Source organism: uncultured Streptomyces sp. (assembly GCF_947488945.1).
Taxonomy (GTDB): domain Bacteria; phylum Actinomycetota; class Actinomycetes; order Streptomycetales; family Streptomycetaceae; genus Streptomyces.
Genome location: NZ_CANLBS010000007.1, coordinates 36715 through 62450, shown reverse-complemented (window position 1 = coordinate 62450; position 25736 = coordinate 36715). Strand labels below are relative to the sequence as shown.

20 protein-coding genes are annotated in these 25736 nt (G+C 73.8%); 17 read left to right on the top strand and 3 right to left on the bottom strand.

Annotation, left to right across the window (positions count from 1 at the left end):
- Positions 1–209: 209 nt before the first annotated feature.
- The 8 genes from Q0994_RS13075 to Q0994_RS13040 all read left to right on the top strand — a co-directional run bounded on the left by Q0994_RS13075 (position 210) and on the right by Q0994_RS13040 (position 11637).
- A complete protein-coding gene (locus tag Q0994_RS13075; protein WP_299533230.1) occupies positions 210–2273 on the top strand; it encodes an acyl-CoA dehydrogenase family protein in 2064 nt (687 codons plus the stop codon).
- Between the two features lie 392 nt (positions 2274–2665).
- Complete coding sequence (locus Q0994_RS13070; RefSeq protein ID WP_299533228.1) at positions 2666–4129, top strand: glycosyltransferase; 1464 nt, start codon at positions 2666–2668, stop codon at positions 4127–4129.
- Between the two features lie 156 nt (positions 4130–4285).
- A complete protein-coding gene (gene dxr / locus Q0994_RS13065; protein WP_299533226.1) occupies positions 4286–5539 on the top strand; it encodes a 1-deoxy-D-xylulose-5-phosphate reductoisomerase in 1254 nt (417 codons plus the stop codon).
- Positions 5536–6846 carry an RIP metalloprotease gene (locus tag Q0994_RS13060; protein ID WP_299533224.1) on the top strand — a complete coding sequence of 437 codons (1311 nt, stop codon included), beginning with the start codon at positions 5536–5538 and terminating at the stop codon, positions 6844–6846. Before dxr ends, Q0994_RS13060 begins: the two co-directional genes overlap by 4 nt.
- A gap of 172 nt (positions 6847–7018) precedes the next feature.
- Complete coding sequence (ispG, locus tag Q0994_RS13055) at positions 7019–8173, top strand: flavodoxin-dependent (E)-4-hydroxy-3-methylbut-2-enyl-diphosphate synthase (protein WP_299533222.1); 1155 nt, start codon at positions 7019–7021, stop codon at positions 8171–8173.
- A gap of 149 nt (positions 8174–8322) precedes the next feature.
- A complete protein-coding gene (locus tag Q0994_RS13050) occupies positions 8323–9168 on the top strand; it encodes a GNAT family N-acetyltransferase (protein ID WP_299533190.1) in 846 nt (281 codons plus the stop codon).
- Between the two features lie 78 nt (positions 9169–9246).
- Entirely contained in the window at positions 9247–9852 is a 606-nt protein-coding gene (locus Q0994_RS13045) for an N-acetyltransferase (RefSeq protein WP_299533188.1), read from the top strand.
- A gap of 81 nt (positions 9853–9933) precedes the next feature.
- Positions 9934–11637, top strand: a complete 1704-nt coding sequence (locus Q0994_RS13040; protein WP_299533186.1) for a proline--tRNA ligase — start codon at positions 9934–9936, stop codon at positions 11635–11637.
- Between the two features lie 100 nt (positions 11638–11737).
- Here Q0994_RS13040 and Q0994_RS13035 read toward each other — a convergent pair whose 3' ends face one another.
- Genes Q0994_RS13035 through Q0994_RS13025 form a run of 3 tightly spaced genes read right to left on the bottom strand, consistent with a single transcriptional unit; the run spans position 11738 to position 13707 of the window.
- Positions 11738–12658, bottom strand: coding sequence for an aminoglycoside phosphotransferase family protein (locus Q0994_RS13035; RefSeq protein WP_299533184.1), 921 nt, complete (start codon positions 12656–12658; stop codon positions 11738–11740).
- Positions 12659–12700: 42 nt separating this feature from the next.
- Complete coding sequence (locus Q0994_RS13030; protein ID WP_299533182.1) at positions 12701–13195, bottom strand: ferritin-like domain-containing protein; 495 nt, start codon at positions 13193–13195, stop codon at positions 12701–12703.
- Entirely contained in the window at positions 13192–13707 is a 516-nt protein-coding gene (locus Q0994_RS13025; RefSeq protein WP_299533179.1) for a hypothetical protein, read from the bottom strand. Before Q0994_RS13025 ends, Q0994_RS13030 begins: the two co-directional genes overlap by 4 nt.
- A 177-nt stretch (positions 13708–13884) precedes the next feature.
- Here Q0994_RS13025 and rimP point away from each other — a divergent pair, with 177 nt between their 5' ends.
- The 9 genes from rimP (at position 13885) to Q0994_RS12980 (ending at position 25731) form a co-directional block, all read left to right on the top strand.
- On the top strand, positions 13885–14406 hold the full coding sequence (gene rimP, locus Q0994_RS13020) for a ribosome maturation factor RimP (protein ID WP_299533177.1): 522 nt from the start codon (positions 13885–13887) through the stop codon (positions 14404–14406).
- A gap of 2 nt (positions 14407–14408) precedes the next feature.
- A complete protein-coding gene (gene nusA / locus Q0994_RS13015) occupies positions 14409–15449 on the top strand; it encodes a transcription termination factor NusA (protein ID WP_299533174.1) in 1041 nt (346 codons plus the stop codon).
- Positions 15450–15561: 112 nt separating this feature from the next.
- Positions 15562–15840, top strand: a complete 279-nt coding sequence (locus Q0994_RS13010; RefSeq protein ID WP_299533172.1) for a YlxR family protein — start codon at positions 15562–15564, stop codon at positions 15838–15840.
- Positions 15841–15988: 148 nt separating this feature from the next.
- Positions 15989–19090 carry a translation initiation factor IF-2 gene (infB, locus tag Q0994_RS13005; RefSeq protein WP_299533170.1) on the top strand — a complete coding sequence of 1034 codons (3102 nt, stop codon included), beginning with the start codon at positions 15989–15991 and terminating at the stop codon, positions 19088–19090.
- A gap of 138 nt (positions 19091–19228) precedes the next feature.
- A complete protein-coding gene (locus tag Q0994_RS13000) occupies positions 19229–19525 on the top strand; it encodes a DUF503 domain-containing protein (protein ID WP_299533168.1) in 297 nt (98 codons plus the stop codon).
- 23 nt (positions 19526–19548) lie between these two features.
- A complete protein-coding gene (gene rbfA / locus Q0994_RS12995) occupies positions 19549–20007 on the top strand; it encodes a 30S ribosome-binding factor RbfA (protein WP_299533165.1) in 459 nt (152 codons plus the stop codon).
- The gene (truB, locus tag Q0994_RS12990; RefSeq protein WP_299533162.1) at positions 20004–20903 is read left to right on the top strand and encodes a tRNA pseudouridine(55) synthase TruB; all 900 of its coding nucleotides are present in this window, start codon (positions 20004–20006) and stop codon (positions 20901–20903) included. Before rbfA ends, truB begins: the two co-directional genes overlap by 4 nt.
- Before the next feature lie 252 nt (positions 20904–21155).
- Positions 21156–24728: a trypsin-like peptidase domain-containing protein gene (locus Q0994_RS12985; RefSeq protein WP_299533160.1), complete on the top strand. Its 3573-nt coding sequence runs from the start codon at positions 21156–21158 to the stop codon at positions 24726–24728.
- Positions 24729–24771: 43 nt separating this feature from the next.
- The gene (locus Q0994_RS12980; protein ID WP_299533158.1) at positions 24772–25731 is read left to right on the top strand and encodes a bifunctional riboflavin kinase/FAD synthetase; all 960 of its coding nucleotides are present in this window, start codon (positions 24772–24774) and stop codon (positions 25729–25731) included.
- Positions 25732–25736 lie beyond the last annotated feature (5 nt).

The following is a 25736-nucleotide window of genomic DNA, read 5'->3' as shown; positions in this document are numbered from 1 at the left end:
CCGTCGTGCTCCCGGCGCCGGGCCGCAGGGGCGGGGGAGCGGCGGACACCGCCCCGAGGCCCTGCCCGTCGCGGGGTGCGCGCGGGGTGGTGGCCCCTGTCCGGATCCGGTAGATACGGACGAGTGGTACCGATCGGGTACCCGCCCCGCGGCGACCGGTCGGCAGTCCGTCAGGCCGCCCCCGACCCGCCCAGCGGCGAGGTGAACCGATGTCCGCACCGCACGTACCGCAGGACGTTCCCCAGGACCGGGACCGCGACCGGAACCAGGACGGGAGCCAGGACCGGAGCCAGGACCGGAGCCAGGACCAGGACCGGGACCACGCCCAGGACCGCGACGTTCCCCCGGCCGCCCGCCCCGAGGTCACCGAGCGCGAGGCGCGCCGGGTCGCCGAGGCGGCGCGCGAGCAGGACTGGCACAAGCCCAGCTTCGCCAAGGAGCTCTTCCTCGGCCGCTTCCGGCTCGACCTCATCCATCCGCACCCGGTGTCGCCGCCCGAGGACGTCCGGCGGGGCGAGGCGTTCCTGGTCCGGCTGCGCGAGTTCTGCGAGCGGCGGATCGACGGCGCGCTCATCGAGCGCGAGGCCCGCATCCCCGACGAGGTCGTGGACGGCCTCAAGGAACTCGGCGCGCTCGGCATGAAGATCGACCGGAAGTACGGCGGCCTCGGTCTCTCGCAGGTGTACTACAACAAGGCGCTCGCCCTGGCCGGCTCGGCCAGTCCGGCCGTCGGCGCGCTGCTCTCCGCCCACCAGTCGATCGGCGTGCCGCAGCCGCTGAAGATGTTCGGCACCCAGGAGCAGAAGGACCGTTTCCTGCCCCGGCTGGCCCGTACCGACATCTCGGCGTTCCTGCTCACCGAGCCCGACGTCGGCTCCGACCCGGCCCGGCTCGCCACCTCGGCCGTGCCCGACGGCGACGAGTACGTCCTGGACGGCGTGAAGCTCTGGACCACCAACGGCGTCGTGGCCGACCTCCTCGTCGTGATGGCGCGCGTCCCCGCCGACGAGGGCCGGCGCGGCGGGATCACCGCCTTCGTGGTCGAGGCGGACTCGCCGGGCATCACCGTGGAACACCGCAACGCCTTCATGGGGCTGCGCGGCATCGAGAACGGCGTCACCCGCTTCCACGGCGTGCGCGTCCCCGCCTCGCACCGCATCGGCCCCGAGGGCGCCGGCCTCAAGATCGCGCTGACCACCCTCAACACCGGCCGGCTGTCGCTGCCCGCGATGTGCGTGGGCGTCGGCAAGTGGTCGCTGAAGATCGCCCGCGAGTGGTCGGCCGCCCGCGAGCAGTGGGGCCGCCCGGTCGCCCGGCACGAGGCCGTCGGCGCCAGGATCTCGTTCATCGCCGCGACCACCTTCGCGCTGGAGGCCGTGGTCGACCTCTCCTCGCGGATGGCCGACGAGGACCGCAACGACATCCGGATCGAGGCGGCGCTCGCCAAGCTCTACGGCTCCGAGATGGGCTGGCGGATCGCCGACGACCTGGTGCAGATCCGCGGCGGCCGGGGGTTCGAGACCGCCGACTCGCTGGCCGCCCGCGGCGAACGGGCCGTCCCGGCCGAGCAGATGCTCCGGGACATGCGGATCAACCGGATCTTCGAGGGCTCCACCGAGATCATGCACCTGCTGATCGCCCGGGAGGCCGTCGACGCCCACCTGAAGGTCGCCGGCGACCTCATCGACCCGGACAAGCCGCTCTCCGCGAAGGCGAAGGCCGGTGCGGACGCCGCCGGGTTCTACGCCCGCTGGCTGCCGCGGCTGGTGACCGGTGCCGGGCAGCTCCCGCACTCCTACGCCGAGTTCCGTCCGTCCGGGCACCGGGACCTGGCCGTCCACCTGCGGTACGTCGAGCGCACCTCGCGCCGGCTCGCCCGCGCCACCTTCTACGCCATGTCCCGCTGGCAGGGCCGGATGGAGACCAAGCAGGGCTTCCTCGGGCGGATCGTCGACATCGGCGCCGAACTGTTCGCGATGAGCGCCGCCTGCGTCCGCGCCGAGCACCTGCGCGAGGCCGACGACCACGGCCGCGAGGCGTACCAGCTCGCCGACGTCTTCTGCCGGCAGGCCAGGGTCCGGGTCGAGGAGCTGTTCACCCGGCTCCGCGCCAACACCGACGACCTGGACCGCCGGGTGGTGGAGGGCGTGCTCTCCGGTACGTACACCTGGCTGGAGGAGGGCGTCCTCGACCCGAGCGGCGACGGCCCCTGGATCGCCGACGCCACCCCGGGCCCGGCCACCGCGCCCGACCAGCACCGCTCGCTGCGCTGACCGGCGGGGACCGGCCTCCCCCGTGGCCGCTCGCCCGGCGGGCGCCGGTGCCCGCGGACCGGCGCGGCGGTGCGTGCCGGGAAGAGCCTCCGGACGCGTGATCCCCCACGCGTCCGGCGGCTCCTCCCGCGCGGAACGCGCACCCCTGCGGGACCTTCATCCGGTCACGCTCGTCGGATGATCTGCAACATGGGCGGAATTGATCGTTCCACGGTCCGGGGAATCACCTGGTGAACTGCGCTCGAACTCCAGGTTCTTCCCCGCGTAATTTCCTCCGATCCGGATCACGAAACGGTATTCGCCGCCGGTGCGCCGTAACCATTTCCGAGGATTTCGCTTCTGGAGATGTACGGCCCGGAGGGGCCGGGTACGGCGAGGGGGGAAAGTCGAACGTGAACGACATCGCGGTCAGTGTGGTCATCCCGGTCTACAACGCCGCCGAGTTCCTGGACGAGTGCCTGGAGTCGGTGGTCCGGCAGAGTCTCGGCTTCGACCGCATCGAGGTGGTGGCGGTCGACGACGGCTCCACCGACGCGGGCGGCGAGGTGCTCGACCGGTGGGCGCGGAACCACCCGAACGTCCGGGTGGTGCACCAGCGCAACAGCGGGGCGCCCGGCGGTCCGCGCAACCGGGGGATCGATCTGGCCCGCGGCGAATTCCTCTTCTTCGCCGACCCGGACGACTACCTGGGCCCGGACGGACTGCGACGGATGGTCGAGGCGGCGCAGCGCAACGACTCCGACGTGGTGCTCGGCCGTATCCGGGGGGTGGGGCGCGGCGCGCCGACCGAACCCTTCGCCGCCAACGTCGAGAAGGGCGACGTCTGGTCCACCAAGGGAATGTGGAGCCTGACGCCGCAGAAACTCTTCCGCCGCTCGCTGGTACTGGAACACGGGCTGCGGTTCGCCGAAGGGGTGCGCCTGGCGGAGGAACAGCCCTTCATCGTGCCCGCCTATCTGAAGGCACGGGCGATCTCCGTGGTGGCGGACTACGACTGCTACTACCTGGTCGACCGCGAGGGTTTCGCGCACCTGACCAAGCAGCAGCCGCCCGCCGAGTCCTTCTACTCCGCGGTGCGCGCCGCGCTCGCGTCGGTCGTCGAGCACACCGAACCCGGCGAGCGGCGCAACGAACTCTTCCTGCGGTTCGCCCGGGTGGAACTGCTGGCGAAGTTCGGCCCGGGATTCCACCGCCGGGTGCCGGAGCGGCAGGAGCCGTACGCCCGCATCGCCGGCGAGCTGCTGAACGAGTTCATCCCCCCGGAGGCGCTGAAGAGTTTTCCGCCGCTGCTGCGGCTGCGCGACCGGCTGCTGCGGGAGGGCGGCCGGACGGACGAACTGCTGTCGCTCTCCCGGCACGATTCCCTCACCTGGGCGGAGCTGGAACCCGGCCCGGACGCGGTGCGCGTGATCGACGGCGGCCGCAGGGCCGAGGTGCTGGTGCGCAGCCCGTACTACGCGGACGGCGGCCTCGCGGGCGTCCGGCACAGCGCCGTCCTGCGGCACCCCGACGGCTACCAGGTCCAGATCCCGGCCGGTCCGGCGACCGCCACCGGCCGGCCGCTGACCGGACGGGTCGTGCTCGACCTCGGGACGCTGCACCACCACGTGCACCGGCCCGGACGCTGGGAGCCGGTGCTGCGGGTCTCCCCGGCGGACGGTGCGCGCACCCATGACCTGGAGCTGCGGTTCGCCCTGCCCTCCACGCCCCGCGCGCGGTCCCGCAGGCTCCAGGTGCACCGTGCCCGGCCGATGGTGGTGCGGTGGGGGCACCGGGGCGGTGGCGCCCCCGCGCTGGTCGCCTCCGACTGGCGCGCGCTGGCCCGCGGGGTGCGACGGAGGCTGCGCAGGCGCTGACGGGCGGTCCGTGAGCGGCCGGGAAGCGGCCGGAGAGCCGCGGGGGCTCCCGCGGCCTCCCGGCCGTCCCCGGTCGCGCCCCGGCCCGGAGCCCGGCCGCGACCTACCGGGCCGCCCTGTGCCCGCGCACGGAGCGCGAGCGGCAACAATGGGGCCATGACCGACAGTCCTGCCCCTCTCGCCGACCCGCATCTCGTCTTCGACGCCGCGGAAGGCCGCCGGGATCTCGTGATCCTCGGCTCCACCGGGTCCATCGGCACCCAGGCCATCGACCTCGTGCTGCGCAACCCCGACCGCTTCCGGGTCACCGCGCTCTCCGCCGCCGGCGGCCGGGTCGCCCTGCTCGCCGCGCAGGCGCGCACGCTCGGCGTCCGCACGGTCGCGGTCGCCGCCGAGGACGCGGTGCCCGCCCTGCGCGAGGCGCTCGCCGGGGAGTACGGGGCAGGAGCGCCGCTGCCCGAGATCCTGGCCGGTCCCGACGCCGCCGCCGAACTCGCCGCGAGCCACTGCCACACGGTGCTCAACGGCATCACCGGCTCCATCGGGCTCGCCCCGACCCTGGCCGCGCTGCGGGCGGGCCGCACCCTCGCCCTCGCCAACAAGGAGTCGCTGATCGTCGGCGGCCCGCTGGTGAAGGCGCTGGCGGCGCCCGGACAGATCATCCCGGTCGACTCCGAGCACGCCGCCCTGTTCCAGGCGCTCGCCGCCGGGACCCGCGCCGACGTGCGCAAGCTGGTCGTCACCGCCTCCGGCGGGCCGTTCCGCGGCCGCACCCGGGCGGAACTGGCCGACGTCACCCGCGAGCAGGCGCTCGCCCACCCCACCTGGGCGATGGGGCCGGTCATCACCGTCAACTCCGCGACCCTCGTCAACAAGGGTCTGGAGGTCATCGAGGCGCACCTCCTCTACGACATCCCCTTCGACCGCATCGAGGTCGTCGTCCACCCCCAGTCGTACGTGCACTCGATGGTCGAGTTCACCGACGGCTCCACGCTGGCGCAGGCCACCCCGCCCGACATGCGCGGCCCGATCGCCGTCGGTCTCGGCTGGCCGCAGCGGGTCCCGGACGCCGCACCGGCCTTCGACTGGACCAAGGCCTCCACCTGGGAGTTCTTCCCGCTGGACACCGAGGCGTTCCCGTCGGTCGGACTCGCCCGGCACGTGGGCGCGCTCGGCGGCACCGCCCCGGCGGTGTTCAACGCCGCCAACGAGGAGTGCGTCGACGCGTTCCTGTCCGGAACGCTCGCCTTCAACGGCATCATGGACACGGTCACCGCCGTGGTGGCCGAGCACGGCACCCCCGCCCCGGGAACCACACTGACCGTCGCGGACGTACTGGAAGCGGAGACCTGGGCACGCGCCCGGGCCCGCGAGCTCACGGTGAAGGCGACAGCGGAGGCGCGCGCATGAGTTGGACCACGATCCTGCTGACGATCCTGGGGATCGCCATCTTCGCCGTGGGGCTGCTGTTCTCGATCGCCTGGCACGAGCTCGGCCACCTCTCCACGGCCAAGCTCTTCGGCATCCGGGTCCCGCAGTACATGGTCGGCTTCGGACCCACCGTCTGGTCGCGCAAGAAGGGCGACACCGAGTACGGCATCAAGGCCATTCCGGCCGGCGGCTACATCCGCATGATCGGCATGTTCCCGCCCGGCGCCGACGGCCGCCTCGAAGCCCGCTCCACCTCCCCCTGGCGCGGCATGATCGAGGACGCGCGCTCGGCGGCCTTCGAGGAGCTCCGGCCGGGCGACGAGAGCCGCCTGTTCTACACGCGCAAGCCGTGGAAGCGCGTCATCGTGATGTTCGCCGGGCCGTTCATGAACCTGATCCTCGCCGTGGCGATCTTCATGGGCGTGGCCATGTCCTTCGGCTTCCAGACCCAGACCACCGAAGTCGCGGGCGTCCAGCAGTGCGTGATCTCGCAGAGCGAGAAGCGCGACACCTGCGCCGCCGGCGACCCGGTCTCGCCGGCCAGGGCCGCCGGACTGCGCGAGGGCGACACGATCGTCGCGTTCAACGGCGTGGAGGTCGACGACTGGACCACCCTCTCCGACCGCATCCGCAAGACCGTCGGCCCCGCGACGATCACCGTCGAGCGCGCCGGCCGGGACGTCGTGCTCCACGCGGACCTGCTGGAGAACCGGGTGGCGAAGAAGGACGGCGACGGCGAGGTCGTCCCCGACCAGTACGTCCGGGCCGGTTACCTCGGCTTCGCCGCCCGCACCGAGATCGTGCCGCTGGGCTTCGGCCAGTCCGTCGACCGCATGGGCGACATGCTGGAGAACGGCGTCGAGTCGATCGTCAAGCTGCCCTCGAAGATCCCGGCCCTGTGGAGCGCGGCCTTCGGCGACGGGGAGCGGGCCGACGACTCGCCGGTCGGCGTGGTCGGCGCGGCCCGCATCGGCGGCGAGGTGATGACGCTGGACGTGCCGGCGCAGAACCAGATCGCGATGATGCTGTTCCTGCTCGCCGGGTTCAACCTCTCCCTCTTCCTCTTCAACATGCTGCCCCTGCTGCCGCTCGACGGCGGACACATCGCCGGCGCGCTCTGGGAGGCGCTGCGCCGCAACCTGGCGAGGATCTTCCGGCGCCCCGATCCGGGCCCCTTCGACGTGGCGAAGCTCATGCCGGTCGCCTACGTCGTCGCCGGGATCTTCATCTGCTTCACGCTGCTGGTGCTGGTCGCCGACATCGTGAACCCGGTGAAGATCAGCTGACCGTCCCACCCGTCCCACGCGTGGCGGCCAGGCACACACGAGGTGTCCGGCCGCCACCCGTAGGGGGGAAGCGGCCGAGCGGTGCGTGCGCCGCGCCCTCCGTGCCGTAACCTCGAAAGCTGGAGCCCGCCGATCTCGGGCCTTGATCCACACCTTGGGGATGCAACAGCGCATGACTGCGATTTCTCTCGGAATGCCCGCCGTTCCGACCAAGCTCGCCGACCGACGCGTCAGCCGCAAGATCCAGGTCGGATCGGTGGCCGTCGGCGGGGACGCACCCGTCTCGGTGCAGTCGATGACCACGACGCGCACCTCCGACATCGGCGCGACGCTCCAGCAGATCGCCGAGCTGACGGCCTCCGGCTGCCAGATCGTGCGGGTGGCCTGCCCGACCCAGGACGACGCCGACGCGCTGGCCACGATCGCGCGCAAGTCGCAGATCCCCGTCATCGCCGACATCCACTTCCAGCCCAAGTACGTCTTCGCCGCCATCGACGCCGGCTGCGCCGCGGTCCGGGTCAACCCGGGCAACATCAAGCAGTTCGACGACAAGGTGAAGGAGATCGCCCGCGCCGCGAGCGCCGCCGGCACCCCGATCCGCATCGGCGTCAACGCCGGTTCGCTCGACGCGCGTCTGCTGAAGAAGTACGGCAAGGCGACGCCCGAGGCGCTCGTCGAGTCCGCGCTCTGGGAGGCGTCCCTCTTCGAGGAGCACGGCTTCCGCGACATCAAGATCTCGGTCAAGCACAACGACCCCGTCGTGATGGTCAACGCCTACCGCCTGCTCGCCCAGAGCTGCGACTACCCCCTGCACCTCGGCGTCACCGAGGCCGGCCCGGCTTTCCAGGGCACCATCAAGTCGGCCGTCGCCTTCGGCGCCCTGCTCGCCGAGGGCATCGGCGACACCATCCGCGTCTCCCTCTCGGCCCCGCCCGCCGAGGAGGTCAAGGTCGGCATCCAGATCCTGGAGTCGCTCAACCTCAGGCAGCGCCGCCTGGAGATCGTCTCCTGCCCGTCCTGCGGCCGCGCCCAGGTCGACGTCTACAAGCTCGCCGACGAGGTGAGCGCCGGACTCGAAGGCATGGAGGTCCCGCTGCGGGTGGCCGTCATGGGCTGCGTCGTCAACGGCCCCGGCGAGGCCCGCGAGGCCGACCTCGGTGTCGCCTCCGGCAACGGCAAGGGCCAGATCTTCGTCAAGGGCGAGGTCATCAAGACCGTCCCCGAGTCCAAGATCGTGGAGACCCTCATCGAAGAGGCGATGAAGATCGCCGAGCAGATGGAGAAGGACGGCATCGCCTCCGGCGAGCCCGAGGTCTCCATCAGCTGACCGCCCCGCACGCCTCCCGCGCCCCGCACGGACCCCGGTCCGGGCGGGGCGCGGCCGTGTCCCGGTCCCGTACCCCGGGCGGGAGCGGCGCGCCACAGCCACTTTGGGTACAGTGCGGAAATCAGCAGACCGTATGGTGAGGCCCCCTCGTGTTGACGCACACCACCACCCGGGTCCTCGAACCGGGTGACCTCGACGCGGCGCTCGCCATCCTGGAGAGCGATCCCGTCACCAACGCCTTCGTGACGTCCCGCGTCCGGGTGGCCGGACTCGACCCCTGGCGGCTCGGCGGCGAGATGTGGGGCTGGTACGCCGACGGGCGGCTGCGGTCCCTGTGCTACTCGGGCGCCAACCTCGTCCCCATCTGCGCCGGCCCGGAAGCCGTCCGCGCCTTCGCCGACCGGGCCCGCCGCACCGGTCGCCGCTGCTCCTCCATCGTCGGACCCGCCGACTCCACCGCCCTGCTGTGGCGGCTGCTGGAGCCGACCTGGGGCCCGGCCCGCGACGTCCGCCCGAACCAGCCGCTCATGGTGACCGAGCACGCCTCGACCGACGTCACCCCCGACCCGCTGGTGCGCCGCATCCGCAAGGACGAGATGGACATCGTCCTGCCGGCCTGCGTGGCGATGTTCACCGAGGAGGTCGGCGTGTCTCCGCTGGCCGGCGACGGCGGACTGCTCTACCAGGCACGGGTCGCCGAACTCATCGGCTCCGGCCGGTCCTACGCCCGCATCGACGACGGCAAGGTCGTCTTCAAGGCCGAGATCGGCGCCGCCACCTCCCGCGCCTGCCAGATCCAGGGCGTCTGGGTCGCCCCCGAACACCGGGGCCGCGGCCTGTCCGAGACCGGCATGGCCGCCGTCCTGCGGTACGCCCTCGCCGACGTCGCGCCCGTGGTCAGCCTGTACGTCAACGACTACAACACCCCGGCCCGCAGGGCGTACGCCCGCGTCGGCTTCCGCGAGACCGGCGCGTTCATGAGCGTCCTGTTCTGAACCCCGCCGCAAGCCCCCCGGCGGTCCGGTGCGGCCCGCACGGTCCACGCCCCGCGCCCCTGCCAGTAGGGTTCGCGCATGGCAGCACCAGTTCCGCCGCACGGCCCCGCGACCCCCGGCGTCACGATCGGGCCGGTCGACCTCGCCGCGCGCGTCGACGAGGCCCTCGTCGTCCAGGCCATGGCCTTCGGCCTCAGCCAGGGCGAGATCGACGTACGCCGGCCCCTGGTGCTCCGGCACCTGGAACAGCCCGGCGCCCGCGCCCTGGGCGCCGTCACCCCCGGCGGGCGGCTCGCCGGGTTCGTCTACGGCCTGCCCAACGACCGTGCCCACTGGTGGTCCTCCGTCGTCGAACCCTGCCTGCGCGCCACCGGAACCGACGCATGGCTCGACGACTCCTTCGTCATCACCGAGCTGCACGTCCACCCGGAACACCAGCACCGGGGCATCGGCCGGGCCCTGATCACCGCCCTCACCGACGGCGCCGCCCAGCCGAAGTCGATCCTCTCCGCGATCGACCGGGACAGCCCGGCCCGCGCCCTCTACCGCTCGCTGGGCTACCGCGACCTCGCCCGCCAGGTCGTCTTCCCGAGCGCCCCCGTGCCGTACGCGGTGATGGGAGCCCCGCTCCCGCTGCGGCGCGGCGGGGGTAAGGATTTCCGCCCACACGGGCCGCCCGGCTAATCTCGGGCACATCACCTCCGGGGCCGGGCGTCCGTCCGGCGGACGGCGCCCCCGGAAGACACAGTCGAGCAGGAGTTCACCATGGCCCAGGTCCAGCGCATGTCCCGATTGATGGTCAAGACACTGCGCGACGACCCGGCGGACGCCGAGACGCTCAACCACAAGCTGCTCGTCCGGGCCGGTTACGTCCGCCGCAACGCCGCCGGGATCTGGAGCTGGCTGCCGCTCGGCAAGAAGGTCCTCGACAACATCTCGAACGTCGTGCGCGAGGAGATGGACGCCATCGGCGCCCAGGAGGTCCTGCTCCCCGCCCTGCTGCCCAAGGAGCCCTACCAGGCCAGCGGCCGCTGGGACGAGTACGGCGACCTGCTCTTCCGCCTCCAGGACCGCAAGGGCGGCGACTACCTCCTCGGCCCCACCCACGAAGAGGTCTTCACCCAGACCGTCAAGGACCAGTGCACGTCCTACAAGGACCTGCCGGTGATGCTCTACCAGATCCAGACCAAGTACCGCGACGAGGCCCGCCCCCGCGCCGGCGTGCTGCGCGGCCGCGAGTTCCAGATGAAGGACTCGTACTCCTTCGACACCACCGACGAGGGCCTCGCCGAGTCGTACCGCCTGCACCGCGAGGCGTACATCAAGATCTTCCGGCGCCTCGGCCTCGACCACCGGATCGTCTCCGCCGTCTCGGGCGCGATGGGCGGCTCCGCCTCCGAGGAGTTCCTCGCCCCGGCCCCGGCCGGCGAGGACACCTTCGCCGACTGCCCGAACTGCGACTACGCCGCCAACACCGAGGCCGTCACCTTCGCGCTGACCCCGGCCGACGGCTCCGCGCACGGCCCTCTCGAGGTGCTGGACACCCCCGACACACCGACCATCGAGACGCTCGCCGCGCACCTCGGCGTGCCCGCCTCCGCCACCCTGAAGAACCTGCTGGTCAAGGTGGACGGCGAGATCGTCGCCGTCGGCGTGCCCGGCGACCGCGAGGTGGACCTCGGCAAGCTCGGCGAGCACCTGGCCCCGGCCGTGGTCGAGCTGGTCACCGCCGAGGACTTCGAGGGCCGCGACGACCTGGTGCGCGGCTACGTCGGCCCGCAGGGCCTGGACAAGGTCCGCTACATCGCCGACCCCCGCATCGCCCCCGGCACCGCCTGGATCACCGGCGCCAACGAGAACGGCAAGCACGCCAGGAACGTCGTCGCCGGCCGCGACTTCGAGGTGGACGACTACCTCGACGCCGTCGTCGTCGAGCCGGGCGACCCCTGCCCCACGTGCGGCACCGGCCTCCAGCTCGACCGCGCCATCGAGATCGGCCACATCTTCCAGCTCGGCCGCAAGTACGCCGACACCTTCCAGCTCGACGTCCTCGGCCAGCAGGGCAAGCCGGTCCGCGTGACCATGGGCTCGTACGGCATCGGCGTCTCCCGCGCGGTGGCGGCGCTCGCGGAGCAGACCGCCGACGACAAGGGCCTGTGCTGGCCCCGCGAGGTCGCCCCGGCCGACGTGCACGTCGTCGCCGCCGGCAAGGCGCTGCAGACCGAACTCGCCCTGGACGTCTCCGAGAAGCTCAAGGAGGCCGGCGCCCGGGTGCTGGTGGACGACCGCGCGGGCGTCTCGCCCGGCGTGAAGTTCACCGACGCCGAACTCATCGGCGTGCCCACCATCCTGGTCGCCGGCCGCCGCGCCGCCGAGGGCGTCGTGGAGCTGAAGGACCGCCGCACCGGCGAGCGCGAGGAGCTGACCGTCGACGAGGCGATCGCCCGCGTCACCGCCGACCTGGGCTGAACCGCCCGGCACCGCACGGCCGGCCCCCGCCGCACCCCGGTGCGACGGGGGCCGTCCGCGTACGGGGGAGGGGCGGCCGGGCCGTACGGGGGCGCGGCGGTCAGAGCCAGCCGGCGAACTCCAGCGACAGCTCGCCCGTCTGGCGCCGCCCCTCGGCCAGCGCCCGGGTCCCCGACTCCACCGCCCGGAACAGCGTCCAGCCGTGCAGCCGTTCCTGGTCCACGTCCAGCGACTCCGCCAGCTTCTTGACCCGCCGCCTCGCCGTCACCGGCCCGCCGGGCGACGCGATCAGGTCCTCGACCCGGTCCCGCGCCAGCCGCGCCAGGTCGTAGGCGCGCTCGCCGACCAGCGGCTCCGGGCCGACCGTCAGCCACGGCGCCCGCTCGCCCGACAGCACCTTGCTCTGCCGGAAGTTGCCGTGCAGCAGCAGCGTCTCGTGCGGGCCGGCGACCAGCGCGTCACGGGCCGCCAGCGCCGCCTCCACCAACGGCTCCACCTCCGGGTCCGCCGCGGCGAACGCCCGCATCGGACCGCTCTGGCGCGCCGTGCGCTCCGTCACCGACTCGAAGGGATGGCCGGGCGGGGGTTCCACCCACAGCCGCCGGACCGTGCCCGCCGCCTCCAGTAGCGCCTTCGCCTCCGGCAGTGAGCGCAGCGACATCTCCTGGTGCAGCCGCTCCAGCAGCAGCCCGCCGGACGGACCGGCCGGCGCCTGCGGGTCCAGCAGACGTACCGCGCCCCAGCCTCCCCAGTGCGCGAGCGCCGCCCGCTCCAGCTCGGGGCCGGCCTCGGGCGGCGCGATCTTCAGCACCGCGGGGACACCGTCGGCCGTCGTCACCAGCAGCACGGCCGCGCTGCGGCCGCCGGGGGCGACCACCCGGTCGAGGACCAGGCCGCGGCCCTCCTCGGTCAGCTCGGCCCGCACGAGGGCGTCGAACCGGCCGAGCCAGACGTCGGCCGCGGCCCTTCCGTACGCCTCGCCGAGCGCTCGCACCAGTCGCTGCGGCGGTTCGAAACCCATACGTGCCCTTGTTCCCTTTCGAAGGCGTGAGCGAGCGCGGACTCAGCGCGTGGCGGCCGGGTCCGGTCCGGCCGCCTCCGCCGGTTCGTCCGACGGCTCGTCGGCCCGTTCGGCGAGCCCCGGAAAGGCTACGCCGCCACCCCGCCAGCGGGCCGCGCGCACCGCCGCCTCCCGCAGCGCGAGCGCCGCCACCCCCCGCAGATCGCCGTCGGTGGCCCGCACCAGGTCCGCGCAGGCCCCCGCGACGCCCTCCTCCAGCACCACCGCCAGCCGGACCGCGGCGCCGTCGTCCCGCACCGCGAACGGCAGGGCGTACGCGGCCGACGCGGCGACCGGGTCGCCGCCCAGCTCCCGCACGGTCCGCGCCAGCGTGTCCCGGCGTGCCCGGTGCGCGTCGTACGCCGCCGTGGCGTCCGAGCGGCGGGCGCCCTCGCTGCGGGCGCCGACCACGCCGTAGCCGTACACCGCCGCGTGCTCGGCGGCCAGGGCGGCCTGCGCCGCCTCCAGAGCCCGTGCCCGCGCCCCGTCGTCGCTCATGCCGCGACCTCTTTCGCCAGCTCGGTGAGCAGATGGGCGTGGACCGCGTCGGCCGCCGCCACCGACGCCAGCAGACGGGCCAGTTCGGGTTCCGCCGTCAGCAGCGCCCTGGTGTGCGTGGCCGAGGAGCGCCGCGCGTCGGCGGCCAGTTCCCTGAGCGCCGCCGCCGGGTCCGCGGCGGGCGTCCGGCTGCCGGCGGCCGGACGCACCGCGCCACCGCCCGCCGTCAGGGCCGCCGCGTGCTCCCGCAGGGCCGCCCGCAGCGGGGCCAGTGGGGCGGCGGTGCCGGGATGGGCCTCGGCGACCCGGTCGTAGCGCGCCAGCAGCTCCGCGCTGGTGCGGGCGGCGGCGGTCCGCAGCGCCCCGGTGGCCGCGGCGGCCGCCGCGCGGGCGCGGGCACTCTCCGGCCCGGTACCGTCGTCGGCCCCGCCGCAGGCGGTGAGTACCGTCCCCGCAGCCACCGCGCCGGCGGCGGTGAGGGCCGCCCTGCGCGTCGTCCCCGTACGCCGCACTGTTCTCCTTCGGCCTGGGACCGGTTCCCGACCGGAACTGTCCGCACGTGATCACCGGTGGTGAGCGTACCCGCGACGAGGGGGCGGGCGGACGGCAACACCCTCCGCGACCGGATACCCTTTGACACGACGCACGACGATCCCCACAACAGCAGACGCGGCCGAGGAGTCACCCGGATGAGCACCACCGAGAGCGAGAGGCTGCGCGGACTGCTCGAACCGCTCGTCCTCGCCGAGCAGCTGGATCTCGAAGAGATCGAGGTGTCCCGGGCTGGCCGCCGCCGCGTGCTGCGGATCATCGTGGACTCGGACGAGGGCGTCGAGCTCGACACGTGCGCGGAACTGAGCCGCGCGATCTCCGCGAAGCTGGACGAGAGCGACGCGATGGGCGAGGCCGAATACGTCCTCGAAGTCAGCTCCCCCGGCGCCGACCGTCCGCTCACCGAGCACCGTCACTACGTGCGCGCCACCGGCCGTCTGGTGAAGTTCCAGCTGTCGGTTCGAGACGGCGGAGACGGCGGCGCGGACGGCGAACTCGTCGCCCGCGTCCTCGCCGTGGACGAGGACGGCCTGGACCTGGAGGTCCCGGGCGTCAAGGGCCGCAAGCCCACGTCCCGCCGGATCGCCTTCGCGGACATCGCCAAGGCCCGCGTGGAGATCGAATTCAACCGCAAGGACAAGAAGGAAGAGGAGGCGTAGCCGTGGATATCGACGTGAAACTGCTGAAGGGCTTGGCGCAGGACAAGGAGATCCCCTTCGACGTGCTCGTCGGGGCCATCGAGTCGGCGCTCCTCATCGCCTACCACCGCACCGACGGCAGCTACCGCCGGGCGCGCGTGAAGCTCGACGAGAAGGGCCACGTCACCGTCTGGGCGACGGAGGACCCCGCCGACCTCGAAGAGGGCCAGGAGGCCAAGGAGTTCGACGACACCCCGTCGGGCTTCGGCCGCATCGCGGCGACCACCGCCAAGCAGGTCATCCTGCAGCGGCTGCGCGACGCCGAGGACGACCGCACCTTCGGCGAGTACGCCGGCCATGAGGGCGACGTCGTCACGGGCGTCGTCCAGCAGGGCAAGGACCCGCGCAACGTCCTGGTCGACATCGGCAAGCTGGAGGCCATCCTGCCGGTGCAGGAGCAGGTTCCGGGCGAGGAGTACACCCACGGGCTGCGCCTGCGCACGTACGTCGTCCGGGTCGCCAAGGGCGTCCGCGGTCCGTCCGTGACGCTGTCGCGCACCCACCCGAATTTGGTCAAGAAGCTGTTCGCGCTGGAGGTCCCGGAGATCGCCGACGGTTCCGTCGAGATCTGCGCCATCGCCCGCGAGGCCGGCCATCGCACCAAGATCGCGGTGCGCTCGACCCGCTCCGGGCTGAACGCCAAGGGTGCCTGCATCGGCCCGATGGGCGGCCGCGTCCGCAACATCATGGCCGAGCTGCACGGTGAGAAGATCGACATCGTGGACTGGTCGGACGACCCGGCCGAGATGGTCGCCAACGCGCTCTCCCCGGCCCGGGTCAGCGAGGTCGAGGTCGTCGACCTCGGCTCCCGCTCCGCCCGGGTCACCGTGCCGGACTACCAGCTCTCGCTGGCCATCGGCAAGGAGGGGCAGAACGCCCGGCTGGCCGCCCGGCTCACCGGCTGGCGCATCGACATCCGGCCGGACACCGAGACCGACGAAGAGCGCGACGTCGCCGACCGCGAGCGCGCCGAGCGCGCCCGTGAGCGTGCGGACCGCCGCTGACCCCGTCCACCGGCGGGAATACGGCGGGCCTCCGGTCCGCTGAGAACACGACAACGTCCGTTCGATTTCTCCCCCCACGGGGTGAGGTCGGTACGGGGAGGTAGACTAAACCGTGTCTGGCCGGACGCTAGCCCGCGCTTGCCCCGAACGCACCTGTGTGGGATGCCGGGAGCGAGCGGTCAAGAGCGAGCTGTTGCGCATCGTGGTGGACGAGGGCGCGTGCGTCCCTGATCCACGCGGTACGCTGCCCGGCCGGGGTGCTTATGTGCACCCCGCATCCGAATGTCTCGGCCTGGCGGTCCGCCGCCGGGCCTTCCCCCGGGCCTTCAAGGCCAAGGGGCCGTTCGACACCTCCGCCCTGGAGCGGTTCGTCGGACGGGTGACACCGTAAGAAAGTGAACGGCACGGGACCCCGTGCGGTCAGGTACCTCGCGAGTTGGAAGTAGGTCGAGATTGCGATGAGCACTCGATGAGTACGCGATGAGTACGCCCATGAAGTAGCGACGGTCCGGCGGTAACCCGGACCTAAAAGGAGCGAAGTGGCTAAGGTCCGGGTATACGAACTCGCCAAGGAGTTCGGCGTGGAGAGCAAGGTCGTCATGGCCAAGCTCCAAGAACTCGGTGAATTCGTCCGATCAGCGTCCTCGACGATCGAGGCGCCGGTCGTGCGCAAGTTGACTGATGCACTGCAGGGGCCCGGCGGCAACGCCGGCAAGTCCGCTGCCAAGCCGGGAGCGCCCCGCAAGGCCGCCCCCGCGAAGCCCGCTGCCCCCTCTCCGGCCGGTACGGCGCGTCCCGCCGGCCCGAAGCCCGGCGCACCGGCCCCCCGGCCGGCCGCTGCGGCTCCGGAGAGTCCCAGCACCCCCAGCACCACCCCGTCGGCGTCCGCGCCGTCGGCCGGTCCCCGTCCGGGTCCGCGGCCCGCGCCGCGCCCCGCCCCGGTGGCACCGGTGCCCGCCGCCGAGTTCTCGGCGCCGGAACCGGCCCAGCCGGCCGCCCCCCAGCAGTCGCGCCCCGCGCGGCCCGCGGGTGCGACCCCGGGTCCCCGTCCGGCTCCGGCCGCTGCCCCGCGCGACGGTGGCCAGCGTGACGGCGGCCGCGGCGGCGAGCGTGGCGGCGACCGCCCCGCGCGTCCCGCCGGCCAGGGCGCCCCGCGCCCCGGCGGCGCCCGTCCCACCGGCCCCCGGCCGGGCAACAACCCCTTCACCTCCGGCGGCACCACCGGCATGGCGCGCCCCCAGGCGCCCCGTCCCGGCGGCGCTCCGCGTCCCGGCGGCGGTTCGGAGCGCCCCGGCGCCCCGCGCCCGCAGGGCGGCGGTCCCGGTGGTGCCCCCCGTCCGCAGGGTCAGGGTCAGGGCGGCGCCCGTCCCACCCCCGGCGGCATGCCCCGTCCGCAGGCTCCGCGTCCCGGCGCCCCGGCGGGCAACCGTCCCAACCCCGGCATGATGCCGCAGCGTCCGGCCGCGAGCCCGCGTCCGGGTGCCGGCGGTCGTGGCCCCGGCACCGGTGGCGCGGGTCGCCCCGGCGGCGCGGGCCGTCCCGGCGGCGGCTTCGCCGGCCGTCCGGCCGGTCCCGGCGGTGGCGGCGGCGGCTTCGCCGGCCGTCCCGGTGGTCCCGGTGGCGGTGGCGGCGCGGGTCGTCCCGGCGGTGGCGGCGGCTTCGGCGGTCGTCCCGGCTTCGGTGGACGTCCCGGCGGCCCCGGTGCCCGTGGTGGCACGCAGGGTGCGTTCGGCCGTCCCGGCGGTCCGGCGCGTCGTGGTCGCAAGTCGAAGCGCCAGAGGCGCCAGGAGTACGAGGCCATGCAGGCCCCGTCGGTGGGCGGCGTCATGCTGCCGCGTGGCAACGGCCAGGCTGTCCGCCTGTCCCGCGGCGCGTCGCTGACGGACTTCGCGGAGAAGATCAACGCCAACCCGGCGTCGCTCGTCGCCGTGATGATGAACCTCGGCGAGATGGTGACGGCGACCCAGTCCGTCTCCGACGAGACGCTGCGCCTGCTCGCGGACGAGATGAACTACGTCCTCGAGATCGTCAGCCCGGAGGAGGAGGACCGCGAGCTGCTCGAGTCCTTCGACATCGAGTTCGGCGAGGACGAGGGCGGCGACGAGGCCCTGCTGCCGCGTCCGCCGGTCGTGACCGTCATGGGTCACGTCGACCACGGTAAGACCCGGCTGCTCGACGCGATCCGCAAGACGAACGTCGTGGCGGGCGAGGCCGGTGGCATCACCCAGCACATCGGTGCCTACCAGGTCTCCTCCGAGGTCAACGGCGAGGACCGCCGCATCACCTTCATCGACACCCCGGGTCACGAGGCGTTCACCGCCATGCGTGCCCGTGGTGCGAAGTCCACCGACATCGCGATCCTCGTGGTGGCGGCGAACGACGGTGTGATGCCGCAGACGATCGAGGCGCTGAACCACGCCAAGGCGGCCGACGTGCCGATCGTGGTCGCGGTCAACAAGATCGACGTCGAGGGCGCCGACCCGACCAAGGTGCGCGGTCAGCTCACCGAGTTCGGTCTGGTGGCCGAGGAGTACGGCGGCGACACGATGTTCGTCGACATCTCCGCCAAGCAGGGCCTCAACATCGAGGCACTGCTGGAGGCCGTCGTCCTCACCGCCGACGCCTCGCTCGACCTGCGGGCCAACCCGGAGCAGGACGCGCAGGGCATCGCGATCGAGTCCCACCTCGACCGCGGCCGCGGTGCCGTCGCCACCGTCCTGGTGCAGCGAGGCACGCTGCGGGTCGGCGACACGATGGTCGTCGGCGACGCCTACGGCCGTGTCCGCGCCATGCTCGACGACAAGGGCGAGAACGTCGAGGAAGCGGGTCCGTCGACCCCCGTCCTCGTCCTCGGTCTCACCAACGTCCCGGGCGCCGGCGACAACTTCCTGGTCGTCGACGAGGACCGTACGGCCCGTCAGATCGCCGAGAAGCGTGCCGCCCGCGAGCGCAACGCCAACTTCGCCCGCAAGGGCGTCCGGTTCTCCCTGGAGAACCTGGACGAGGCGCTCAAGGCCGGTCTGGTCCAGGAACTCAACCTCATCATCAAGGGCGACGCGTCCGGTTCGGTGGAGGCTCTCGAGTCCTCGCTGCTCCAGCTCGACGTCGGTGAAGAGGTCGACATCCGGGTCCTGCACCGCGGTGTGGGTGCGGTCACCGAGTCGGACATCAACCTGGCGACGGGTTCCGACGCCATCGTGATCGGCTTCAACGTGCGCGCCGCTGGGCGTGCCGAGCAGATGGCCGAGCGCGAAGGCGTGGACGTCCGGTACTACTCGGTCATCTACCAGGCGATCGAAGAGATCGAAGCGGCCCTCAAGGGCATGCTCAAGCCGGAGTACGAAGAGGTCGAGCTCGGCACGGCTGAGATCCGCGAGATCTTCCGCTCGTCCAAGCTGGGCAACATCGCCGGTGTCCTGGTCCGGTCCGGAGAGGTCAAGCGCAACACCAAGGCGCGCCTGCTCCGCGACGGCAAGGTCATCGCGGAGAACCTCAACATCTCCGGTCTGCGCCGCTTCAAGGACGACGTCACCGAGATCCGCGAAGGCTACGAGGGCGGTATCAACCTCGGAAACTTCAACGACATCAAGATCGACGACGTCATCGCGACGTACGAGATGCGCGAGAAGCCGCGAGGCTGACCCGTACCTCAACGGTCGGGGCCGGTCGACGGAGCGTAATTCCGTCGATCGGCCCCGGCCGTTCCGTGTACGGTTCTTGTGTCCCCGCCCGGTCCGAGGCGGGGCGCGAACCCGAACCGGCGGGACATCCGGGCACACATGTATGTGGGGACTCTGTCCTTCGATCTGCTCCTCGGCGACGTACGGTCGTTGAAGGAGAAGCGTTCCATCGTCCGCCCCATCGTCGCCGAGCTCCAGCGGAAGTACGCGGTGAGCGCGGCGGAGACGGGCGGTCAGGACCTCCATCGCAGGGCCGAGATCGGCCTCGCCGTGGTTTCCGGGGAGACCCGGCATCTCACAGACGTGCTGGACCGGTGCGAGCGACTCGTGGCCGGCCGGCCGGAAGTGGAACTGCTGTCCGTACGGCGGCGGCTGCACAGCGACGAAGACGATTGAGCAAGGCAGAAGGAGACGGACCAGTGGCCGACAACGCGCGGGCGAAGAAGCTGGCGGACCTCATTCAGGAGGTGGTCGCCGAGAAACTGCAGCGCGGTATCAAGGACCCCCGTCTGGGTTCGCACGTGACCATCACGGACACCCGCGTCACGGGTGACCTGCGGGAGGCCACGGTCTTCTACACGGTCTACGGCGACGACGAGGAGCGGGCGAGCGCCGCGGCCGGTCTGGAGAGCGCCAAGGGCGTGCTGCGTTCGGCGGTCGGAGCGGCGGCGGGGACCAAGTTCACCCCCACCCTCACCTTCGTCGCCGACGCACTCCCGGACAACGCCAAGGCGATCGAGGACCTGCTCGACCGGGCGCGCGCCTCGGACGCCAAGGTCCGCGAGGCGTCCTCGGGCGCCTCGTACGCGGCCGGCGCGGACCCGTACCGCAAGCCGGAGGACGACGACGACAACGACGGGGACACCGCCTCCGCATGACGCAGCAGACCAAGACGCCGGACGGACTTGTCATCGTCGACAAGCCGTCCGGCTTCACTTCGCACGACGTCGTCGCCAAGATGCGCGGGATCGCACGCACCCGCCGCGTCGGCCACGCCGGCACGCTCGACCCGATGGCGACCGGGGTGCTGGTGCTCGGCGTGGAGAAGGCCACCAAACTGCTGGGCCACCTCGCGCTCACCGAGAAGGAGTACCTCGGCACGATCCGGCTCGGCCAGAACACCGTCACCGACGACGCGGAGGGCGAGATCACCTCGTCCGCCGACGCGTCCGGCGTCACCCGTGAGGGCATCGACGCCGGGGTGGCGGCCCTGACCGGGGCGATCATGCAGGTCCCCTCCAAGGTCAGTGCCATCAAGATCGACGGCAAGCGGTCCTACGCGCGGGTCCGCGGCGGCGAGGAGTTCGAGATCCCGGCCCGTCCGGTGACCGTCTCCTCCTTCCGCGTCTACGACGTCCGGCAGGACACCGCGCAGGACGGCACCCCCGTCGTCGACCTGGTGGTCTCGGTCGTCTGCTCCTCGGGCACCTACATCCGGGCGCTGGCCCGGGACCTCGGTGCCGGACTCGGCGTCGGCGGGCACCTGACCGCGCTCCGCCGCACCCGGGTCGGCCCGTACGGACTGGACGCGGCGCGGACGCTCGACCAGCACCAGGAGGAGCTGGCGGTGATGCCGGTGGCCGAGGCCGCCGCGTCGGCGTTCGCGCGCTGGGACGTGGACGAGAAGCAGGCCAAACTCCTGCTGAACGGTGTCCGGGTGAACATGCCGTCCTTCCCGACCGGGCCGGTGGCGGCCTTCGGGCCGGACGGGACGTTCCTCGTCCTGGTCGAGGAGCAGCAGGGCCGGGCGAAGAGCCTCGCGGTCTTCGCCTGACGCACCGCGTGCCGCGTGCCGTGGGTCGCGCCCTTCCGCGTCCGCGCCGCGCGTGGTTCCGTCGTGGAACGGGCCCGTCCCCCCTCCGGCCCCCGTGCCCGTTCCACGACCCCCCCTCCGCCGTAAGCTCTGTCCAATTCTGCACGCGAATTCACCCCAATGGACGGGCGCTCGGAGTGAACCGGGGGTGCGAGGGGGCGCATTCGTCCCCCGTGGTCGGTGACCCGCCCGCGGGCCGCCTACCGTCGGACCATGGGTAGCGGGGACCGGTCGAAGCTGGTGAGGATCTGCGACGAGGCCGGCCGGCCCCGGGGCACCGGCTTCGTCGCCGACGACCGCGGCACCGTCGTGACCAGCCACCAGGTGCTCCTCACCGCCTCCGGCCTGGTGCTGCACGGACCCGACGGCCGGACCCGGCCCGTCCCCCCCGACGAGATCACCGCGCTGCCCGCGCTCGGCCTCGCCCTGCTGGCCACCGACGACCCCGACGCGCTCGGCGTGGCCCCGCTGCCCGTCGCGTCGCGCGAACGCACCGAGCCCGGCGGCTACGTCCGGATCGCCGCGCACGGATGGCGCCAGGGACGCGTCCTCGGCACCACCCCCGCCGTCTACACCGAGCGGGGCCGGGCCCATCCGGTGCCCGCCGCGCTGGAACTCGCCCTCGGCACCGACGCCCGCGACGCCCTGCGCAGCGGCGGCGCCGCCGTCGGAGGGCCGGTCACCGACCCCGCGACCGGCGCCGTCCTCGGGGTGCTCAGCACCGCGCTGCACGCCCCGCACGAGGCGGGCGGGCTCGCCGTGCCGCTCGCGCCGGGCGACGGCGGCCCGCTCGACGCACTGCTGCGCCGCAACGCCCTGTGCGCCCCCGCCTACGGCCCCGACCTCAACCTGGCCGGCGCGCTCCAGCTCACCGCCACCTCGGTCGGCGCGGCCGAGGCAGGGGCCCCGGGCGTCGCGCCGGTCGAGCGGGCCGCGGTCCGGGCCGAGTGCGCCGCCTTCGCCGCCGGGCCCGCCGCCGTCCTCGGCATCGTCGGAGCCCCCGGCACCGGCCGGACCACCGAGCTCGCCGCCCTCGCCGCCCGCCGCGCGCAGGGCCCCGCACCCGCCCCGACGCTGTGGCTGCGCGGCGCGGACCTGCTGCCCGAGGACGGGTCGGTGGCCGACGCCGTCGCCCGGACCCTGGAGCGGTCCGCCCGCATCGTCGCCGCGGACGGCGGCCCCGGCGGCGCGGCCACCGCACCGGAACGGCTGGCCGCCCTCGCCGCCGGCTGCGGCAGCCCGCTGCTGGTGGTCCTGGACGGGCCGGAGGAGATGCCGCCCGTCCTCGCCCACCGGCTCGACGAGTGGACCCCCGCCACCGCCGCCTGGCTGCGCGCGCACGAGGTGCGCCTGGTCGTCGCCTGCCGGCCCGAGCACTGGGAGACCGCCGGCGCGCTCTACCCGCCCGACGCCCTGCACCGCCCCGCCCGCCCGGCCCGCGGTCTGCCGCCCGCGCTGCGGCTGACCGACCTCACCGCCCGGCAGGCCGCCGAGGCCAGGGAACGCCACGGGCTGCCGGACGGCGCCCTCGCCCCCGGCCACGACCGGCACCCGCTCACCCTGCGGCTGCTCTCCGAGGTCCGCGCCGCGCTCCCTCCCGACGTGCCCGGCAGCCCCACCACCGAGGACGTCTTCGGCGCCCACCTCGACCTCGCCTGCCTGCGCATCGCGGTCCGGATCGCGCTGGCCGCAGACGCCGGCCCCCGCCCCCGCGGCGGCGCGGTGCGCCGGCTCGCAGCCCGGGTGGCCGGACAGGTCCACGAGGCGGCCCGCCGGTGTCTCGGCCCCGGACAGGGCGAGCTGGACCGGGCCGCGTTCGAGGAGCTCTTCCCCTGGCGCACCGGCTGGGCCTCCGCGGTGCTCGCCGAGGGGCTGCTGGCCCCGGCGGGCGAGGGATACCGCTTCGCCCACGAGGAGGTCGGCGACTGGGTCCAGGGCGCCCACCTGGACCTGGACGCGGCACTGCACTCCCTGGTCCACCGCCGGCACGCCGACGGCGAGCCGCCCGGCCCGCCCGACCCGGCGGCCGCCCCCCGCAGCCTGCCCGTGCCACGCCACCGGGCCGGACCCGTGGTGCACGCGATGCTGGTGCTCGGCCGCCGCCACGGCCCCGCCGCGCTCGCCCACCGGACCGCGGACCTGATCGAGGCGCTGGACCGGCTCACCGCCCCGGCCGCCGCCGCCCGCCGGGAGGAGCCCGGCCACCGGGACGCCGTCTGGTGGGCCGCCCACCTGCTGCGCGAGGCCCTGCTCCGGGTGGCCGACGCCCGCCCCTACCTGGGCGTGCTGCGGGTGCTCGCCGGACGGATCACCCGGTACGCGGCGGGCGACGCCGATCCGCGGACGCCGGGCCCGTACGCCGGGTTCGGACCGTGGTTCTGGCTCCGGTTGCGGCTGCCCGAGGCGGACCGGCTGGACCTGCTGCGGCGGCTGGTGCCGGCCGACGGCGTGGACCGGCCGGACGGCGTGGAGCGGTACCTCGACGCGGTGGCGCACCGGCTCACCGTCGCCCCGGCGGTCGTCCAGCCGCTGCTGTGCGGATGGTTCACCGACGAACGCCCGCTGCTCGCCGCGGCCGGGGACGGCGCCGGCGGCACCGAGGACGGCGTGCGGCCCACCGTGGCCGCCGCCGCCCAGGCCCTGCTGTACGCCCGCCGGGACGTGGCCGTGGACGGGCTGACCGAGGTCCTGGTCGCCACCGGCCACCCGCGCGCCGCCGAACTGCTCACCGCGCTCGCCGAGGACGCCCCGTCCGCGCTCTGCCGGGCGGTGCACCGCTGGGCCCGCGACGAGGACCGCCCGGAACGCCGGGCCGCCGCCGCCCGGTACGCGCTGCTCGCGGCGGGCTCGGCCACCGGAGCGCGCGACCGGGAACTGCTGCGCTCCACCGCCCTGGCGCTGCTGGCCCGGCCCGGCGACGCCGCGCTGCGCGGCGCCGCGTTCACCCTGCTGGCCCGCGACCCGGACAGCCGGGACCGCTGGCTGTCGTCGGCGCTCGGCGCGTTCGGGGCGGGGGAGCCGGGGCTGCCGGTGGCGCTGCTCGCCGAGTTCTTCACCGAGCGCCCGGACGCCGCGCTCGCCGCGCTGCGCGCCCGGCTGCTGCGGCCCGGCTCCGACGCCGGCCGGGTGCTGCGCGAGCTGGCGGCGCTGGACGCGCCCGCGCTGGCGCTGCACGCCGCCGGGCTGGTCCGCGAGTTCGTCGCCGCCCACCCCGACGGGGCGGCCGACGCGGCCGCCTACGTGGGCCTGCGGCTGGAGCGCGGCCCGGCCGCCCGCGCCCTGCTGACGCCGCTGGTGGTCGGGCTGCTCCGGGAGCGGCCCGCGCCGCCGCCGGTCCGCGCGGAACTGGCCCGGGTGCTGGCCGGGCCCGGCAGCCCGGCGGCCCGCACCGCGCGCGCCGAACTGCTGGAGGTGCTGCTCGACTTCGAGCAGACCACCGGAGGCCACCCGGACGTGCTGGAGGCCCTGCTGCGGGCCGCCGCCACCGGAGCCGCCGATCGCCCCGAGGTCCGCACCCGCACCCTGGTCCACCGGACCGGCATGCTCCTCGTCCGCACCCCGGAGGGCGCCACCCGCTTCGACCGGGCGCTGCTGGAACTCGCCCGGGACGTGCCCGGCTTCGCCCTGCTGGTCACCCGCTGGCTGGCCGACGCCCCCGACGAGTGGGCCGTGGTCGTGGGCCCGAGCACCCGCCGCACACTGGAGTCCCGGGTGGCGGAGCGCGTGCCCACGACGGTGCCGATGCAGGCGGCGGGGCGGGCGCATGGCAGTCTTAGACCTGCGTAATCGACATCCACACGTACACAGGTTCGGGCGAGGAGCGGTCACAGTGCAGCGCTGGCGTGGCTTGGAGGACATCCCGGAGGACTGGGGGCGCAGCGTCGTCACCATCGGGTCCTACGACGGGGTGCACCGTGGGCACCAGCTCATCATCGGCCGTGCCGTGGAACGGGCGCGGGAGCTCGGCGTGCCCTCCGTCGTCGTCACCTTCGACCCGCACCCCAGCGAGGTCGTCCGGCCGGGCACGCACCCGCCGCTCCTCGCCCCGCACCACCGCCGCGCCGAGCTGATGGCCGGACTCGGCGTCGACGCGGTGCTGGTCCTCCCGTTCACCACCGAATTCTCGAAGCTGTCGCCCGCCGACTTCATCGTCAAGGTCCTGGTCGACCGGCTGCACGCGAAGACCGTCATCGAGGGCCCCAACTTCCGCTTCGGACACAAGGCCGCCGGGAACGTGCGGCTCCTCGCCGAACTGGGCGCCACCTACGACTACACCGTCGAGGTCATCGACCTGTACGTGACCGGTGAGGCGGGCGGCGGCAAGCCGTTCTCCTCCACCCTGGTCCGCACGCTGGTCGCCGAGGGCGACGTGGCGGGCGCCGCCGAGATCCTCGGCCGTCCGCACCGGGTCGAGGGCATCGTGGTGCGCGGTGCGCAGCGCGGCCGCGACCTCGGCTTCCCCACCGCCAACGTCGAGACGCTGCCGCACACCGCGATCCCCGCCGACGGCGTCTACGCGGGCTGGCTGGAGGTCGGCGGCGAGTCGATGCCCGCCGCGATCTCCGTCGGCACCAATCCGCAGTTCGACGGTGTCGAGCGCACCGTCGAGGCGTACGCCATCGGCCGCGTCGGACTCGACCTGTACGGCATGCACGCGGCCGTCGACTTCCTGGCGTACGTGCGCGGGATGCTGAAGTTCGACTCCATCGACGACCTGCTGGTGGCCATGGCGGCCGACGTCGAGCGCTGCACCGAGCTGATCACCGCGCACGAGCGCGCCACCGCCTGACGCGC